Below are 16155 nucleotides of genomic sequence, written 5' to 3'. Positions count from 1 at the left end.
GTCCGGCATGGAGTTCTTCGTCTACCACCGCGACCGCCCCGGCTCCCGGGAGCTGCGCGAGAAGCTGCTGGAGGAGCACTGGTCCTACATGGACCGGTACGCGGCGGAGATGATCGCCCGCGGCCCGACCTTCGACGGCGAGACGCTCACCGGCAGCGTCCACATCGTCGGCCTCCCGGACCCCGCCGCCGCCCGCGCGTTCGCCTTCGACGAGCCCTGCTACCAGGCCGGCGCGTACCGGGACGTCCTGATCCGCCGGTGGAGCAACCTGCTCGGCCGCACCATGTGGGACTTCCCGGGCGGCCGGACCGGCGGCCACCTGGTGCTCGGCCTCGGCTCCGGCGAGGCCGCCGACACCGCCCCGCCCGACCGGGACGACCTGATCGCCTACGGCCCGCTGCTGTCCGACGACGGAACCGCCTGGCTGGGCACCGCGGCCCTCGTCCAGGGCCCGGACCCGCAAACGGCACGCACCGTCCTCACCCCGGACCGCTACGCCGCCACCGAGGCCCACCAATGGGAACCCGGCGGCCGCCGCTGATATCCGCGGCACGTGCCATAGAACCCGGTGGTTCTCGGAGGGGTTACGGGACCGGGGTGACGCCGCCGTCGACGCGGAGGTCGATGCCGTTGATGTAGCCGGCCAGCGGGCTGGCGAGGAACGCGACGGCGGCGGCGATGTCGTCTTCGGTGCCGAGGCGTCCGCTGGGGTTCGGGGCGTACTCGGCCAGGACCTCCGGCTTCAGTTCAGGCCATGCGGCGGGACGGCCCTGAGCCGCGGCGCGGTCCTCGAACATGCGTCTCTCGTCACGGCCGTGCACCAGGACGGCGCAGCCCTCGCCGGCCAGCCGCCGGGCCACCGCCGCGCCGATCCCGCCGCTGCTCGCCGTCACCAGTGCGCGCCGTCCCGAGAGTCCGAGGTCCATGCCGGGCATCCTAGGCGGCGCCTCCGACGGGGAGGTCCGAGGACGCGGACACCTTGACGGGCGCCGGCGCGGGACCGTCCTTACCGCGGCGGCGGAGCCCGAACCAGACGAGGACCGCGCTGGCCAGCGTCACGGCCACGTTCACGCTCAGCGCGAAGTGGAAGCCGGTCAGCTCCCCGCTTCGCGTCGCGGCGACCGCGCCAGGCCCTGTACGGCCAGGCCTGTGGTCAGGACGGCCCGCCCGCCGAAGCGCCCGATGACCCGTTGACGAAGATGACGAGGCCCGCGTAGAACAGAAATGCGCAGGTGGGGTGGTCAGGGGGTGTCTTGCTCGGCTTCTTTGGCGATGCGCTTGATGTTCGCCAGGCGCCGGTCCCAGTCGGCCGCGAGCGCGGCCATCCACCGCGCCGTCGCGTTCAGGGCGGCGGGACGCACCGCGTAGCGCACCTCGCGCCCGACCCGCGTACAGGTGACCAGCTCGGCGGCGTCGAGGACGGCGAGGTGCTTCACCACCGCCTGCCGCGAGACGGGGAGCCGTCCGGCATCTCGGCCGGATCTTCGAGCCGGCGGGCACCACGCCGTCCCGGCACATCCTGGAGCGCGTGCGCGCGGAAGCTTGCGCAGGTGAACGCCCACCTGAAGGATGAGCGCGACAATCCAAACGGAGGCGGCAACGTGGACATCACGGTCAGCTACCAGCCCGCGCCGGACGAGGTGGTCCGGGCGTTCACCCGGGCTCTCCGGCGCCAGCTCACGGCTCTGTACGCGGTGCTGGTGTCGGCCCTGCTTCTGGGCGCCGCCGTCTTCTTCCTCACCGGCGAGCTGAAGCTGGGCATCGCGCTGCTCGTGGCGTCGGTCCTGGCGCCGCTCGCGGGGAACTGGTGGCTGCGCAAGCGCGCCCGGCAGCAGCTCGCGTTCCTTTGCGTCCCCACGACGCTGCGGGTGACCGGCGACGGCTACGAGGCCCGCACCGACCAGTCCACCACGATGATGCGCTGGTCGATGCTCTCCGGCGTCGCCGCGACCCCGGAGCTCTGGCTGCTGTTCGTGAACAGGCAACCCGCCGCGTTCCTCCCCAAGGCCGCCTTCGACCCCGCTCAGCGCGCCGAGATCGACGGCTTCCTGGCCGCCCGGACATCGGTCGGAGCCAAGTGAGCCACCTTCCACGGCACGCCACCACGTACGGCCTCGTCGTCCCGGACGAGGAGACGGCCCGGAACGGCGCCCAGGAGCTGGCCGCACGCGGTCACGCGCTCGTTCGCGTCTCCCCCGCGCCCGCCTCCGGATGGCGGATCGACAGCCTCGACGAGGGGCCCTTCCCGGACGACGACGAGACCTGGTGGACGGCCGCCGAGGAGCGGATCGTCTCCCGGTTGAGCGAGGACCTGGGCGGTACCGTCCGGCGTTCGATGGCCTTGCCTGAGACGGCCCGCCGCTTCTTCCTCGAGGGAGAGACGATCTGCGACCGGACCGCCGGGCAGGTGCGGGACGCACGCCTGTCGGCGCTCTCCTCCGAACCCGCCCGCGCGCCATGCCCGGTCATCGTCCACGATCTCGCGAACCCGGAGCCGTCGGACGGCCCCGCGGGCGAGCCCGTCGAGCTGCACGGCCTGGACGACGTCGACTGGACGGCGCTGACCGGCGCCTACGGGCCGGCGGACGACGTCCCGGACATCCTGCGAGGCCTGGCCGCCAACGATGAGGGGTGGGAGGAGTCCATCGAGGAGTACTTCAGCACGGTCGTCCATCAGGACACCTGCTACGACTGCACCCCGGAGACCGTCGGGTTCCTGGTGCAGATCGCCCGCGCACCGGGGCTGACTCCCGAGTACCGCCTGGACCTGCTGATCCACCTCGCCTACATCGCCACCATCGACCCGGTGCCGGTCACCGCCGAGGCCGGCACAGACGAGGCGAGCACGGCCGAGGCCGCCACGTGCCAGGCCGTCATCGAGCGGATCCCCGACCTCATGACGCTCTGGCCGGACGTGTCCGGGGCGGCGCGCGCCTGGCTGATCGTTCTGGCGGCCCTGGGCATGGACGGCGGCGCGCCGCCCGCGGTCGCGGAGTTCCGGAGCCGGGTCGAGGGGCCGAGCCCGGCGCTGGACCTCGCACTCGCCCTGGTCTCCGGCGACGAGGACGGCGCGCTCAAGCTGACGATCGCCGCGGCCTCATGGGATCAGCAGGTCCCGCCGCTGCTGGAGGCACCGATCCCGCTGCGGGCCCGCCACCTGAAGGTTCTCCTCCACCTCGCCCTGAAAGAGCTCACCCCCGCGAGGTAGCCGTTTCAGCGGCCCTGGAAGTCGGGGGGACGGTTCTCCAGGAAGGCCGTGATGCCCTCCTTCGCGTCGTCGGTGGCGGCCAGGTGGACCAGTTCGCCGAGCAGGTGCTCGACCTGCTCCTCCAGCGGTCGGCCTTCGATCGCGAAGAAGGCGTCGCGGCCCCGGCGCAGCCCCAGCGGGCTCTTGGACGCGATGACGCGGGCCAGCTCGTCCACCCGGGCGTCGAGGTCGGCGCGCGGGACGGCCTCGGTGACGAGGCCGATCTCGCGCCCCTCGGCGGCGGTGATGCGGGCGCCGGTGTAGTAGAGCTTGAACGCGTGCTTGGGGGCGACGTTCCGGTTGATGATCGCCATGATCATCATGGGCCACAGCCCGACGTTGACCTCGGGGGTGGCGAGCTTGACGTCGTCGGCGGCGACCACCAGGTCGCAGGCGGCGGCGAGGCCGAGGCCGCCCGCGACGGCGTGGCCGGCGAGCCGCGCGATGATCGGCTTGCCGAGCCTGGGGAAGGCCGTGAACAGGCGGAACGGGGCGCTCTCCCGGATGGCGGAGGCATCGGCGACCGGACGGCCGTCCGCCTGGGCCTGGCCGAGCCCGCCGAGGTCGGCGCCGGCGCAGAACGCGCGGTCGCCCGCGCCCGTCAGGACGATCACCCGGACGCCGTCGTCGGCCTTGGCGCGCTCGAACGCGTCGAGCAGCTCGTCCGTCATCCGGTCGCTGAGCGCGTTGCGGGCGTCGGGACGGTTCAGCGTGATCCGCGCGATCCGCTCGTCCACCGAATAGAGGATCGTCTCGTACATGCCCGCCCCATTCTCAGTGGTGAACGAAACCGCCCCTCAGAGCATGCCGCATGCTCCGAGGGGCGGTGACGCGTGGTGCGTCAGACGCGCTCGATGATGGTGGCGTTGGCCTGGCCGCCGCCCTCGCACATCGTCTGGAGACCGTAGCGGCCTCCGGTGCGCTCCAGCTCGTGCAGCAGCTTGGTCATCAGGACGCCGCCGGTGGCGCCCAGCGGGTGCCCGAGGGCGATCGCGCCGCCGTTGGGGTTGGTCTTCTCCAGGGACGCGCCGGTGTCGTGCGCCCACGCCAGCGGGACGGGGGCGAACGCCTCGTTGACCTCGAACACGTCGATGTCGTCGATCTTGAGGCCACCGCGGTCCAGCGCCTTCTCGGTCGCGGGGATCGGGCCGGTCAGCATGTAGACCGGGTCCGAGCCGCAGACGGCGAGGGTGTGGATGCGGGCGCGCGGCGTCAGGTTGTGCCGCTTGACGGCCTCCTCGGAGGCGATCAGCAGCGCGGACGCGCCGATGGAGATCTGCGAGGCGACGGCCGCGGTGATGACGCCGCCCTCGCGGAGCGTCTTCAGGCCGGCCATCTTCTCCAGCGTGGTGTCGGCGCGGGCGCCCTCGTCCTTGGACAGCCCGGCGATGGGGGCGATCTCCCGGTCGAAGATGCCGGCCTCGATGGCCTTGGCGGCGCGCTGGTGGCTCTCCAGCGCGAACCTCTCCAGGTCCTCGCGGGTGTAGCCCCACTTCTCGGCCATCATCTCCGCGCCGCGGAACTGGGAGATCTCCTGCATGCCGTAGCGCTCGGCCCAGCCGTCGCCGTACGGGAAGGGCATGCCCTTCTCCAGGGCCATGGCGACGGACGACCCCATCGGGACGACCGCCATCTGCTCGATGCCGGACGCGACGACGAGGTCCTGGGTGCCGGACAGGACGCCCTGCGCGGCGAAGTGGATCGCCTGCTGGGACGACCCGCACTGCCGGTCGATGGTCACGCCGGGCACGGTCTCCGGCAGCCCCGCCGACAGCCACGCGGTGCGGGCGATGTCGAGCGACTGGGGGCCGACCTGCATGACACAGCCGGTGATCACGTCTTCGACCGCGGAGGGGTCGACGCCGGTGCGGTTGACGAGCTCCTTGAGCACGTGGGCCCCGAGGTCGGCGGGGTGGACGTCCTTCAGGGCGCCCTTCTTGGTACCGACGGGGGTACGGACCGCGCCGACGATGTACGCCTCGGCCACTGCGCCTCCAAGTTGTGGGGTTCCGTCCCGAAACCGAGTGAGATTCGGTCGTCAGTATGAGATTACATCCCCGAGGGCGCAACACCATGTGAGCTGAGTCTCGGCGCCGCGCGGCTACCCGCCCCGCTCAGCGGCCCGCGGCTCGGGGCGCAGGACCGCCCCGTCCGCCTCGTCGCCGAGGGACGCCTCGGCGAGCCGCCGCAGGACGTCCGCCAGCTCGGGATGCTCCTCCGGCGCCCAGCCCTCGAGGTGCCGGGCGAGGCCCTCACGGCGCACCGCGAAGAGGCGCTCCGCGGCGGCCTGCCCGGACGGCGTGATCGCGAGGACCCCGTCCCGCCTCCGGACGTACCCGGCGTCGACGAGCAGATTCACGTACGGGCGGCCGTGTTCGGCGGCGACGCCCGCGCGGTCGGCGAGGTCCTGGCCGGTGACCGCCCCGTCCTTGGCGATCCGGCACAGCGCCCACACGCTGCCCGCGGGCAGGGCGACCCCGGACAGCGCGCCCAGCCGGTCGTAGAGCTCGAACGCCTTCGCGTCCTTGCGCATCAGCTCGCTCAGAGCGCGCTCGATCTCGTGCCTGGACGAGCGGACGGTCGGCGCCGCCCCGAGGCCCTCGCCGTAGTCGCGTACCTGCGCGGTCGCCCGCAGCGGCACCTCGCGCAGGAACCACGTCAGCACGGTCGCGACCGCCGCCACCGGGACGGCCCAGAGGAACACCGCGTCGATCGACTGCGCGTAGGCGTGCAGGACGTCCTGCTTCACCGCCGCGGGAAACCTGTCGAGGACGCCGGGATCGCCCTGCACCGCCGCCGGGTCGAAACCGGGAGGCAGGACCCGCGCCAGATCCTCGACCTGCTCGGCCAGCCGGTTGCTGAAGACGGACCCGAACACGGCGACGCCGAACGACCCGCCGATCTGCCGGAAGAACGTGACGCCGGACGTCGCCGAGCCGAGGTCCCTGTACGACACCGCGTTCTGGACGGCGATGACCAGCACCTGCAGGACGAGCCCGAGCCCGAAGCCGAGCAGCGCGAACCGCAGGCTCATCGACAGCGCGGCGTCGAGGCCGTGGCCGCCAGCAGGTACGCCGTCACGACCCACGACAGGTGGTTGAGCCCGCCGAGGTCGCTGACGATCGTCGGCAGCGCCGTCGACACGATCGTCTGATCCAGCGCCGCCAGCAGCATGGCGAGCATGAGGGCGCCGAGGATGACGTAGAGGTCCTTGCCCTTCGGCATGGCCCGCTCGCCCCGCGCCTCGACCGCCGCAGTCATGCCGTCCCCCCGCCGCCCGCATGCCGGGTGTGTGCTGGTGCAGGTCTACCCACCGGGGAGACCGGCTCACCCCGCCCGGTGGCGCCGGGGGCGGCAGGGGCGGCGGGTCAGGGCAGCAGGTCGCGGACGACCTTCGCGGCCCCCACCGCGGCGGCTCCGCCCGCCACCGCGACGGTCCCCGCGGTGACCCAGATGGGCAGGCCCTTGCGCGTCTTCAGCCCGCTCACGAGATCGAGCGAGTCGACGGCGAGACCGAGCCGCGCCCACAGCCGGCGCCCGGACTCCTCGCCGCTGAGCAGGTAGCCGGCGCCCACCGCGATCTCCCGGGCGGCGAACATCCGGACCATGTAGTCGCGGCCCGGGTCGGCGCCGCCGCTCAGCCCCGCCACCTTCACGGTCAGCCGCGGCGCGGCGAACGCCGCGAGCCCGAGGGCGACCCGTCCGCGCGCCAGGGCGGTCATCATTTCGTCGACCTTGTCCCGGCCGTCTTCTTCCTTCGCATCTGCCACGCCTGTGAGATTAGCGGTCCGCACCGGTCCCCCAACCGGCGGGTAACCCGTTCCTTACACGTCTATCGTCAGAGGAGGCGGCACTCCCCCAGAATGAAGGTGGCCATGGAAGGCATCCTCGCCCTCGTCGTCGTGTCACTCCTCGCCGCGTTCTGCGTGCGGTGGGCCGCGGTGCGGCTCCGGCTGCCGATGCCCACCCGGGTCGCGGTGATCACCGTCTTCGTGCTCGTCGTCCTGGCCCTGTACGGGGAGCACCTCCAGGGCTGAGCGAAGCGAACCGGGGGGTGTGGGGGGTCGTCCCCCCACGGGAAAGCAGGGCTGAGCCGTGAAAATTTCCGGGCGATCACGAACCTCCCGGCCCGGGCGTGAGTCATAACAGGCGAAACCGGCTTCACGCTCGTTCGACGCCCGTCCCCGGCCGATGCGTCTCACCCCTTCGGTGAGTCCCCCGGCGTGCATCCTCCGCGGCGGACGCGAACGGTACCCCGTCCGGCGAAGCCGGCCCGAGCCGAGGGAGACCACCCGTGCCGCATCCGGCGACCACCGTCCAGGAGACCGGTGGCACGATCGCCCCGCACCTCAGGCGCCTGCTGGAGTTCGTCGAGCCCGACCGCGACGACGTCTGCCTGGACGTCGCCCGCGGCGGCGGCCCGATGCCCGCCGCCCTCGGGCCCCAGGTCCGGCACATGACCGCGGTGGACGCGATGCCGGCGCCGTCCGCGGCCGACCGGCCACGCGACGGCGGCCGGATGGGGACGGTCGAGTTCGGGACGGGCCCGGTCCGCATCACCGGCGACGCGCGCACCCGCGAGGAGCGCGACCGCACGCCGGGCGGCACCCGGGTCGACGGCGACCTGCTGCCCGCGTCCGCGACGCGCGAGGAGCGCAGACCGCGCCGGAGCGGCCCCGACCAGCGCACCACGGTCAAGGCGGACGCCGCCGCGCTGCCCTACCGGGACAACTCGTTCTCCCTGGTGACGGCCCGTTTCTCGCTCTACACCCTGGGCGACCCCGACCATGTCCTGCGCGAGTTGCTGCGGGTGTGCCGGCCCGGCGGCCGGGTCATCATCGCCGACCTCGTCCGCGGGAACCTCGCCGGGCCCGACCGCGACCGGATCGAGCGGCTTCGCGACCCCGGCCACCCCGGCACCCCGTCCATCGCCCGGCTCACCGAGATGATCACCTCGGCGGGCGGGAGCATCCGCCGCCTGGACGTGTTCACCGTGGAGCGTCCCGTGGAGCCGTGGCTCGCCGGGACCGGCGAGGCGGTGGCCGAACGGATCCGCACCGCCCTCCTCAGCGAGGTCGACGGCGGCCCCCGTACCGGCTCCAAGCCCCGCATCATCGGCGGCGAACTCTGGTTCACCCAGTCCTGGGCGCACGTCGCCGCCGAGCCGATCCCCTAGACGGGACGACCTACGGCACGAGCTACGGGGCGAGCTACGGGACGAGCACGGCCGCGCCGGTGAAGCGGTCCGCCGCCAGGTCGGACAGGGCCCGGTCCGCCTCGTCCAGCCCGTAGGCGTGCGTCGTGACGGCGACGTCCAGGCGCGCCGCGAGCTTCAGGAACTCCTCGCCGTCCGCCCGCGTGTTCGCCGTCACCGAGCGGACCTGCCGCTCCTGGAACAGGTGCCGCTGGTAGTCCAGGGACGGGACGTCGCTCAGGTGGATCCCGGCGACCGCGCACGTCCCGCCGCGGTCGAGGCGCTCCAGCGCCGCCGCGACCAGCTCCCCCGCCGGCGCGAAGACGATCGCCGAGTCGAGCGGCGCGGGACCGGCGTCGAACGAGTCGCCCGCCCACGAGGCGCCGAGGTCGCGGGCCAGCTCGCGGGCGGCCGGGCTGCGGGTGAAGACGTGCACGTCGGCGCCCTCGGCGAGGGCGATCTGCGCGGCCAGGTGCGCGGAGCCGCCGAACCCCCAGATGCCGAGCCGCCCGCCCGGCGGCAGCGCCGAGCGCCGCAGCGCCCGGTACCCGATGATCCCCGCGCACAGCAGCGGCGCGGCGCGGACGTCGTCCAGCTCGGCGGGCAGCGCGTAGGTGTAGGCGTCGACGGCGACCGCGTACTCGGCGTACCCGCCGTGCGCGTCCCAGCCGGTGTACACCGACGCGGGGCAGAGGTTCTCGGCGCCGCGGCGGCAGAACCGGCAGGCGCCGCACGTCCCGCGCAGCCACGCCACCCCGACGCGGTCGCCGGTGCCGTGCAGGCAGCCGGGGCCGGCGGCCACGACCTCGCCGACGATCTCGTGGCCGGGCGTCACCCCCGGCAGGTGGACGGGCAGGTCGCCCTCGGCGACGTGCAGGTCCGTCCGGCAGACTCCGGACGCGAGCACCCGCACCAGCAGCTCACCCGGTCCGGGGGACGGCACCTCGCGGTCGGCCCGCCGCAGCGGCCCCTCCGCGATCGGCGCCGGTTCCCGGACGATCCAGGCGCGCATCAGGGCGGGGTCAGCGGCAGCTCGAACCAGACGGCCTTGCCGTCCGCCGTCGGCCGGGCGCCCCAGCGGGTGGCGAGCTGGTCGACGAGGTACAGGCCGCGCCCGCCCTCGTCGGTCTCGCCGGCGCTGCGGATCCGCGGCAGCCGCATGTCGGAGTCGAACACCTCCACCCAGATCGCGTCGTTGCCGCGCCGCAGCCGGAGCCGGAACTCCTTGGTCGGCGGTTCGCGGCGGCCGAGCTTGGCGCCGAGGTTCCAGTCGTCCTCGTCGAAGGCGCCGCCCTCGAACGGGTCGCCGTCCAGCGCGCCGAAGTCGGTGTTGAACTGCACGGGCGGCGGTGCGCCGAGCGGCTCGCCGCCGCGCCCGCGCGGGCCCGCGGGGACCGGGACGGCCATCTCGCGGCGCGGCGTCGGCGTCGCGGTGGCGTGCAGGACGACGTTGGTGACGACCTCCGACACCAGCAGGCACGCCAGCTCGGCCTGCTCGTCGAGCATCCCCCAGCCGGCGAACGTGTCGGCGGCCATCCGGCGCGCCTCCGACACCATGATCGGCTCGGCGGTGAAGGTGCGCTCCTCGACGGCGAGCTCCTCGCCGGCGGTGCGGATCACCACGATGGCGACGTCGTCGTCGATGTCGCCCGGCACCGCGTCGTAGGCGGCGTTGGCGATCGCCTCGACGCCGCCGCGGGCGACCTTGGCGACGGCCGTGCGGACCATCTCCCGCGACTCCTCGCGGGTGTAGTACTCGCCGTCGTCCCGGGGGCGCCGGTCCATGAGCCCGTCGGTGTAGAGGACGAGCGTCGACCCGGGCTTGAGCTCGGTGGTCTCCTCGTTGAAGAGGATCTCGCCGCCCATGCCGGGCGCGCGCAGGCCGAGCATGCCGCCCTCGCTCTCGAAGGGCAGCTCGCCGACCTCGCCGTCCACGATCAGCAGGGGCGGGTCATGCCCGGCGTTGGCGAACTCCAGGACCCGCGACCACGCGTCGTACACGAAGTACGTGCAGGACACCAGCGGCGGGCGGACGAGGTCGTCACTATTCCAGCCGGACCGCATCCGCTCGGGCCGCGTCATCGTCCGGACCCACTCGTCCAGCTTGCGCAGGATGTCGGCGGGCGGCTTGTCGTCCTGCGCGAAGGCGCGCAGCGCGGCGCGGAGCTGGCCCATCACGGCGGCGGCGCGGGCCCCGCGGCCCTCGACGTCGCCGATGACGAGGCCGACGCGTCCCGCCGACAGCGGGATGACGTCGTACCAGTCGCCGCCGACCTGGGTCTGGATGCCGTGCCCGTGCGACTCCAGCGGGCGGGCCGGCTCGTACCGCCACGCGATCTGCAGGCCGTCCAGCGGGGGCGGCCGGTCGCCGGGCAGCAGGTGCTTCTGGAAGGCGAGCGCGGTGTCGCGCTCCTCCTCGAACAGCAGCGCGTTGTCGACGGCGAGCGCCACCCGGCTGGCGATGGCGCCGAGCAGGTCGCGGTCGAAGCCGTCGTAGTGCGGGTCGGGTCGCTTGGACAGGTTCGACAGCGCCAGGCTCATCACGCCGAGCAGCTCGCCGCGCACCAGCAGCGGCGCGGAGATCAGCGAGGTGATGCCCATCTCGTCGCCGAACCGCTGGGACGGCTCGCCCGGCGCGGTGTAGCGGTGCTGGATCATGTCCTCGACGAGGACGGCGTCGCGGCGGTCCATCGCCTTGGCGCTCGGGTGGCCGGACGGGTAGGAGACGGGCTCGCCGACCTCCGCCCACGTGCCGGGCGGCGGCGTCCAGTCGCCCGCGTGCCGGGACACGCGGCGGTGGAGCCGGTCGCCGCTGTACAGGTCGATGAAGCAGTGGTCGGCGAACTGCGGGACGAGGGTGTCGGCGACCCGGCGCAGGGTGCTCTCCAGCTCCAGGGACCCGGCGAGCCGCTCCCCGATCCGCTCCAGCAGGCCGTAGCGGTCCTGCTCGCGCTGGTTGGAGCGCAGCGCCTCGCGCGCGAAGATCACGACGCCGTCGACGGCGCCGGACGGGTGCCGCAGCGGGACGGCGTGCGCGCGGGTGTAGACGGTGGTGCCGTCGGAGCGCAGGTTGCAGAACGTGCCCTCCCAGACGCCGCCCTTCAGGACGTGCCTGGCCAGCTCGGTCGCCTGCTCGTGGTCCTCCTCGGCGATGCCGAGCGAGAGGACGGAGTGGCCGATGATCTCGTCGCCGCCGAACCCGAACAGCTGGCGCGCGAAGGAGTTGCCGTAGATGACGTTGCTGAAGCGGTCGCAGACGATGACCGCCATCTCCATCTGGCTGAGGACGGTCTCGGGCGGCAGATACGCCTCGTCAGGCGCTTCCCCCCACTCGTTCATCTCCCCATCCCGATAAGACTCGCCATCCCCGCCCCGATGATCACCGGGCGTCGCGGCATCGACCTCGTGCGTGTTCGCCTCGTCGTATTGAACGACGAACAGGCCGCCGGGATACGCCCGGAACGCGCGATGTTATGGAGATCTTCGGTATAGACCGTCGGGACGGGTGCTCGCACGCCGACCGTGTCAGCGCCTGCTGACGAAGACGTGCTCGGCGATGTCGCGCGGCAGCTCGGTCGCTGGACTGTCGTCCTCGTCGTCACTGATCACCCGTACCCCGTCATCGGTCGCCCGGAGAATCACCTCTCGTCCCGGTTGTATCCCTATCTGCTTGAGTCTAAGCATCAGGTCGCTGTCGCTCTGCACCTGCTCGCTGATCCGCCTGATCACCGCGCCGGCGCCCGCCGGGGTCGCCACCGCGGTCAGCACCGCCAGCGGCGCGGTCTCGGTGTCGTCGCCGTGCCCGCCGAGCTCGTCCAGCCCGGGGATCGGGTTGCCGTGCGGGCAGGTGGTCGGGTTGTCCAGCAGCGCGACGAGGCGGCGCTCGACGTCCTCCGACATCACGTGCTCCCACCGGCACGCCTCGATGTGGACGTCCTCCCAGGGGAGGCCGATGACGTTGACCAGCAGGCATTCGGCGAGCCTGTGCTTGCGCATGACCCGCGTGGCGAGGCCGCGACCGTTCTCGGTCAGCTCCAGATGCCGATCGCCCTCGACCCGCAGCAGCCCGTCGCGTTCCATGCGCGCGACCGTCTGGCTCACCGTAGGGCCGCTCTGGGAGAGCCGCTCCGCGATGCGCGCGCGAAGGGGAATGATCCCCTCCTCTTCGAGCTCGAAAACCGTCCGGAGGTACATCTCCGTGGTATCGATAAGGCCGTGTGAGGTCACAGCTCCCTCCAGTCTTATGGTCGGAAGTCTACTTGCTCGGACCCCACGTCGCCGGGTCCCGCGAATATCCCCGTGTAGCCGGGTAGTGGGAAACGCGAGATGAACGCGAAACCTTCCCGGGACGCGGCCTCCTGGACGACCTGAAGGTCGCCGCCTCAGCCCTGCACTGAGCCCTCGACGGGCACGGTCCGGGCGGTGCGGGTGTCGTAGCGGAGCAGGGCGGGGACGGCGAAGCCCGCGATGACCACCAGGACGGCGCAGGCCAGGCCGCCGCCCACCCACGACGCGGTGGCCCCGGCGAGGCCGGCCGTCGCGCCCGCCCGGACGTCCCCGAGCCGCGGCCCGCCCGCGACGACGACGGTGAAGACGCCCTGCAGCCGTCCCCGCATCTCGTCCGGCGCATAGGTCTGGAGCATCGTCTGGCGGAAGACCGCCGAGACCAGGTCGGCCGCGCCGCCGAGGGCGAGCAGCACCACGGCCGGCCACAGCCGGTGGGACAGCCCGGCGGCGGCCACGGCCAGGCCCCAGATCGCGATGGCCGCGACGAGGGCGATCCCCTGGCGGTGGACCCGGCCGATCCAGCCGGACAGCAGACCGCCGAGGAGGGCGCCGATGGCGATCGAGGCGAACAGCCACCCGACCGCGCCCTCGCCGCCGAAGCGGGTCTCGGCGACCTCGGGGAACAGGGCGCGCGGCATCGCGATCGCCATCGCGATGATGTCCACGACGAACGACATCATCAGCACCGGCTGGGTGGACAGGAACCGGAGGCCGTCGAAGACCGACCGCAGGCCCGGGGCGCGGCGGGTGACGGCGAGAGGCGGGATGGACGGGAGCCGGAGCGCCGCGTACAGCGCGACGGTGAACAGCACGGCGTCCAGCGCGTAGGCCGCGGCGTAGTTCCAGTGCGCGAGGATGACGCCGGCGAACAGCGGCCCGGCCAGCCCGCTGCCCTGCAGGATCGTGAAGTTCAGCGTGTTGGCGGCGGGGACGAGCCGCGCGTCGAACAGCCGGGGGATGATCGCGCTGCGGGTCGGCGAGGCCACCGCGAACCCGGTCGCCTGGATCGCCACCACCGCCATGATCAGGGCGAGGTTCTCGATGCCGAGCAGCGCCTGGACGAGCAGGAGCAGCGTCGCCGCCCACATCACGCAGGACGCGGCGAACAGCAGCCTGCGCCGGTCGACGTGGTCGGCGACCGCGCCGCCCCACAGCCCGAACACGATCAGCGGGACGAGGTTGACGAACCCGAGCGCGCCGACCCAGAACGACGAGCGGGTCATGTCGTACACCTGGACGGGGACGGCCACCGCGGTGATCTGGAAGCCGACGAACGACACGCCCTGCCCGAGCCACAGCCGCCGGAAGGCGGGGAGCGCGAGCGGCCGGGTGTCGATCGCCAGGCCGCGCAGGCGCCCCCGGCGCGGCGTTCCGCCGGGTCTCGCGGGCTCCTCCGGTTCGGGGACGGGGTCGGTGGCCTCAGCCTTGCCGGTGTCAGGACCGTCGCCGGGGGTTGGCTGCTGTTCCGTCACGGAGACAGTCTCTCCACCGTCCACTCTCCAGGATCCGCAGGGGTCTCCCTGCGGTAGCGGATGCGGTCGTGGAGCCGGTCGCGGCGGCCCTGCCAGAACTCGATCGACTCCGGGACGACGCGGTAGCCGCCCCAGAAGTCCGGCAGCGGGACGGCGTCCGCCCCGTCGTCGTCCGGCGCGCCGGGGGGCCGTCCCTCGGCCGGGTCCGGCCACCGGCGGGCGGCCTCGGCGTAGCGGCGCTCCAGCTCGTCCCGTCCGGAGACGACGCCGGACTGGTTCTCGCTGGCCCACGCGCCGAGCCGCGACCCGTAGGGACGCGTCCGGAAGTAGGCGGCCACCTCGCCCCGCGGCAGCTCGAACACCGGTCCGGCGACGCGCACCTGCCGGTACATGGGGTGCCATGGGAAGACGAGCGCCGCTCGGGGGTTCTCGGCGAGGTCGCGGCCCTTGTGGGACGTCAGGTTCGTGAAGAACCGGAACCCCTGCGGGCCGTACCCCTTGAGCAGGACGGTCCGGGCGCTCGGGACGCCGTCGGCGGACGCGGTCGCGAGGATCATCGCGTTCGGCTCGACGAGCCCGGAGGCGTGCACGTCGGCGAACCACGCCGCGAACAGCGCGAGCGGATCGGCGGGGAGCGCCGGCTCCGACAGTTCGCCCCCCTCGTAGGATCTGCGGAGCCGTGCAGGGTCGGGCGTTGTGGAACTCACAGCGTCCGAGCCTCTCACCTGGTTCTTGTGCAACTCACAGGGCCCCTGGGTACTGGTCGGTAAGGCGGACAGGGTTCAATGGCACGGCACCGCCTTATCACTCTTGGGGACGAAAGGCAGGACGACATGTCCGACTTCAAACCCGGTCTCGAGGGGGTCGTCGCCTTCGAGACGGAGATCGCCGAACCGGACAAGGAGGGCGGCGCCCTCCGCTACCGGGGCGTCGACATCGAGGAACTCGTCGGCCGCGTCTCCTTCGGTGACGCCTGGGGGCTCCTGGTGGACGACAGCTTCGACCCGGGGCTGGCCCCCGCCGACCCGCACCTGCTCCCGGTCACCTCCGGCGACGTGCGGGTCGACGTGCAGAGCTCCCTCCCCACCCTCGCCACCGCGTACGGGATGCGGCCGCTGCTCGACATCTCCGACGAGCAGGCCCGCGCCGACCTCGCGCGGGTGTCGGTGACGGCGCTGTCGTTCGTCGCGCAGTCCGCGCGGGGCGTCGGCGTGCCGATGGTCTCGCAGGACCGGATCGACGAGGCGAAGACGATCACCGAGCGGTTCATGGTCCGCTGGCGCGGTGAGCCCGACCCCAAGCACGTCCGGGCCATCGACGCGTACTGGGTCTCCGCCGCCGAGCACGGCATGAACGCCTCCACCTTCACCGCCCGCGTCATCGCCTCCACCGGCGCCGACGTGGCGGCCAGCATCTCCGGCGCGATCGGCGCCATGTCCGGCCCGCTGCACGGCGGCGCGCCGGCCCGCGTCCTGCCGATGATCGAGAAGGTCGAGCAGCTCGGCGACGCCCGCAAGGTCGTCACGAACATCCTCGACTCCGGCGAGCGCCTGATGGGCTTCGGGCACCGCGTCTACCGCGCCGAGGACCCGCGCGCCCGGGTGCTGCGCCGCACCGCCCAGGAGCTGGACGCGCCGCGCTTCCAGGCCGCGAAGGCCCTGGAGGACGCGGCCCTCGCCGAGCTGCGCGAGCGCCGCCCGGACCGCCCGATCGAGACGAACGTGGAGTTCTGGGCCGCGGTGATCCTGGACTTCGCCGAGGTCCCGACCACGATGATGCCCGCGATGTTCACCTGCGGCCGCACCGCGGGCTGGGCGGCGCACATCCTGGAGCAGAAGCGCACCGGGCGCCTCGTCCGGCCGAGCGCCCGCTACACGGGCCCCGGCACCCGCTCGCTCTCCGAGGTGCCCGGCGCAGCGGAGGTCCTCAAGCGCTGACCCCCACCCCCCACAGGA

At 73.1% G+C, this 16155-nt stretch carries 19 protein-coding genes; 6 read left to right on the top strand and 13 right to left on the bottom strand.

The annotated features are described in order from the left end of the window. Positions 1 to 7 precede the first annotated feature (7 nt). The gene (locus tag ABGB11_RS37365) at positions 8 to 541 is read left to right on the top strand and encodes a YciI family protein (protein ID WP_347640225.1); all 534 of its coding nucleotides are present in this window, start codon (positions 8 to 10) and stop codon (positions 539 to 541) included. A 43-nt stretch (positions 542 to 584) separates the two neighbouring features. Here ABGB11_RS37365 and ABGB11_RS37360 read toward each other — a convergent pair whose 3' ends face one another. The 3 genes from ABGB11_RS37360 to ABGB11_RS37350 form a co-directional block, all read right to left on the bottom strand. Further along, positions 585 to 926 (bottom strand): SDR family oxidoreductase, encoded by a 342-nt coding sequence (locus ABGB11_RS37360; protein WP_347640224.1) that lies wholly within the window; start codon positions 924 to 926, stop codon positions 585 to 587. A gap of 10 nt (positions 927 to 936) precedes the next feature. Further along, positions 937 to 1071 (bottom strand): hypothetical protein, encoded by a 135-nt coding sequence (locus ABGB11_RS37355; protein WP_347640223.1) that lies wholly within the window; start codon positions 1069 to 1071, stop codon positions 937 to 939. 170 nt (positions 1072 to 1241) lie between these two features. Next, a complete protein-coding gene (locus tag ABGB11_RS37350) occupies positions 1242 to 1436 on the bottom strand; it encodes a hypothetical protein (RefSeq protein WP_347640222.1) in 195 nt (64 codons plus the stop codon). Between the two features lie 114 nt (positions 1437 to 1550). Here ABGB11_RS37350 and ABGB11_RS37345 point away from each other — a divergent pair, with 114 nt between their 5' ends. Next, positions 1551 to 2081: a YcxB family protein gene (locus tag ABGB11_RS37345; RefSeq protein ID WP_347640221.1), complete on the top strand. Its 531-nt coding sequence runs from the start codon at positions 1551 to 1553 to the stop codon at positions 2079 to 2081. Further along, positions 2078 to 3208 (top strand): hypothetical protein, encoded by a 1131-nt coding sequence (locus tag ABGB11_RS37340; RefSeq protein ID WP_347640220.1) that lies wholly within the window; start codon positions 2078 to 2080, stop codon positions 3206 to 3208. Before ABGB11_RS37345 ends, ABGB11_RS37340 begins: the two co-directional genes overlap by 4 nt. A gap of 5 nt (positions 3209 to 3213) precedes the next feature. On the opposite strand, the gene ABGB11_RS37335 is transcribed toward ABGB11_RS37340, so the two are convergent. From ABGB11_RS37335 to ABGB11_RS37315, 5 genes are all read right to left on the bottom strand, one after another. Continuing rightward, on the bottom strand, positions 3214 to 4008 hold the full coding sequence (locus ABGB11_RS37335; protein WP_347640219.1) for an enoyl-CoA hydratase-related protein: 795 nt from the start codon (positions 4006 to 4008) through the stop codon (positions 3214 to 3216). 80 nt (positions 4009 to 4088) lie between these two features. Continuing rightward, positions 4089 to 5234 carry an acetyl-CoA C-acetyltransferase gene (locus tag ABGB11_RS37330; RefSeq protein WP_347640218.1) on the bottom strand — a complete coding sequence of 382 codons (1146 nt, stop codon included), beginning with the start codon at positions 5232 to 5234 and terminating at the stop codon, positions 4089 to 4091. Positions 5235 to 5348: 114 nt separating this feature from the next. Further along, positions 5349 to 6335, bottom strand: coding sequence for a hypothetical protein (locus tag ABGB11_RS37325; RefSeq protein ID WP_347640217.1), 987 nt, complete (start codon positions 6333 to 6335; stop codon positions 5349 to 5351). Next, positions 6278 to 6508 carry a hypothetical protein gene (locus ABGB11_RS37320; protein ID WP_347640216.1) on the bottom strand — a complete coding sequence of 77 codons (231 nt, stop codon included), beginning with the start codon at positions 6506 to 6508 and terminating at the stop codon, positions 6278 to 6280. Before ABGB11_RS37320 ends, ABGB11_RS37325 begins: the two co-directional genes overlap by 58 nt. Positions 6509 to 6615: 107 nt before the next feature. Further along, positions 6616 to 7017, bottom strand: a complete 402-nt coding sequence (locus ABGB11_RS37315) for a hypothetical protein (RefSeq protein WP_347640215.1) — start codon at positions 7015 to 7017, stop codon at positions 6616 to 6618. Positions 7018 to 7122: 105 nt separating this feature from the next. Between ABGB11_RS37315 and ABGB11_RS37310 the strand changes: the two genes are divergently transcribed. Next, complete coding sequence (locus ABGB11_RS37310) at positions 7123 to 7284, top strand: hypothetical protein (RefSeq protein WP_347640214.1); 162 nt, start codon at positions 7123 to 7125, stop codon at positions 7282 to 7284. 257 nt (positions 7285 to 7541) lie between these two features. Then, positions 7542 to 8423, top strand: a complete 882-nt coding sequence (locus ABGB11_RS37305; protein ID WP_347640213.1) for a methyltransferase domain-containing protein — start codon at positions 7542 to 7544, stop codon at positions 8421 to 8423. Positions 8424 to 8457: 34 nt separating this feature from the next. Here ABGB11_RS37305 and ABGB11_RS37300 read toward each other — a convergent pair whose 3' ends face one another. From ABGB11_RS37300 to pdxH, 5 genes are all read right to left on the bottom strand, one after another. Further along, positions 8458 to 9453, bottom strand: coding sequence for a zinc-dependent alcohol dehydrogenase family protein (locus ABGB11_RS37300; RefSeq protein ID WP_347640212.1), 996 nt, complete (start codon positions 9451 to 9453; stop codon positions 8458 to 8460). Beyond that, on the bottom strand, positions 9453 to 11780 hold the full coding sequence (locus tag ABGB11_RS37295; RefSeq protein WP_347640211.1) for a SpoIIE family protein phosphatase: 2328 nt from the start codon (positions 11778 to 11780) through the stop codon (positions 9453 to 9455). Before ABGB11_RS37295 ends, ABGB11_RS37300 begins: the two co-directional genes overlap by 1 nt. Before the next feature lie 186 nt (positions 11781 to 11966). Further along, the gene (locus tag ABGB11_RS37290; RefSeq protein WP_347640210.1) at positions 11967 to 12668 is read right to left on the bottom strand and encodes a metal-dependent transcriptional regulator; all 702 of its coding nucleotides are present in this window, start codon (positions 12666 to 12668) and stop codon (positions 11967 to 11969) included. 155 nt (positions 12669 to 12823) lie between these two features. Beyond that, the gene (locus tag ABGB11_RS37285; protein WP_347640209.1) at positions 12824 to 14200 is read right to left on the bottom strand and encodes an MFS transporter; all 1377 of its coding nucleotides are present in this window, start codon (positions 14198 to 14200) and stop codon (positions 12824 to 12826) included. Continuing rightward, positions 14197 to 14907, bottom strand: a complete 711-nt coding sequence (gene pdxH, locus ABGB11_RS37280; protein ID WP_347640208.1) for a pyridoxamine 5'-phosphate oxidase — start codon at positions 14905 to 14907, stop codon at positions 14197 to 14199. The genes ABGB11_RS37285 and pdxH overlap by 4 nt, the downstream gene beginning before the upstream one ends. Positions 14908 to 15033: 126 nt before the next feature. On the opposite strand from pdxH, the gene ABGB11_RS37275 reads away from it, so the two are divergent. Further along, complete coding sequence (locus ABGB11_RS37275) at positions 15034 to 16137, top strand: citrate synthase 2 (RefSeq protein ID WP_347640207.1); 1104 nt, start codon at positions 15034 to 15036, stop codon at positions 16135 to 16137. Positions 16138 to 16155: the final 18 nt, after the last annotated feature.

This window comes from Actinomadura sp. B10D3 (genome assembly GCF_039871695.1).
GTDB lineage: Bacteria > Actinomycetota > Actinomycetes > Streptosporangiales > Streptosporangiaceae > Spirillospora > Spirillospora madurae.
This window is presented reverse-complemented; position numbering and strand designations above follow the sequence as displayed.

Bases quoted from the DNA above. Each gene is read 5' to 3' on its own strand.
- ABGB11_RS37310 (WP_347640214.1), top strand. From the start codon at position 7,123: ATGGAAGGCATCCTCGCCCTCGTCGTCGTGTCACTCCTCGCCGCGTTC.
- ABGB11_RS37295 (WP_347640211.1), bottom strand. From the start codon at position 11,780: ATGAACGAGTGGGGGGAAGCGCCTGACGAGGCGTATCTGCCGCCCGAG.
- ABGB11_RS37360 (WP_347640224.1), bottom strand. From the start codon at position 926: ATGGACCTCGGACTCTCGGGACGGCGCGCACTGGTGACGGCGAGCAGC.
- ABGB11_RS37300 (WP_347640212.1), bottom strand. From the start codon at position 9,453: ATGCGCGCCTGGATCGTCCGGGAACCGGCGCCGATCGCGGAGGGGCCG.
- ABGB11_RS37335 (WP_347640219.1), bottom strand. From the start codon at position 4,008: ATGTACGAGACGATCCTCTATTCGGTGGACGAGCGGATCGCGCGGATC.
- ABGB11_RS37275 (WP_347640207.1), top strand. From the start codon at position 15,034: ATGTCCGACTTCAAACCCGGTCTCGAGGGGGTCGTCGCCTTCGAGACG.
- ABGB11_RS37365 (WP_347640225.1), top strand. From the start codon at position 8: ATGGAGTTCTTCGTCTACCACCGCGACCGCCCCGGCTCCCGGGAGCTG.
- ABGB11_RS37320 (WP_347640216.1), bottom strand. From the start codon at position 6,508: ATGACTGCGGCGGTCGAGGCGCGGGGCGAGCGGGCCATGCCGAAGGGC.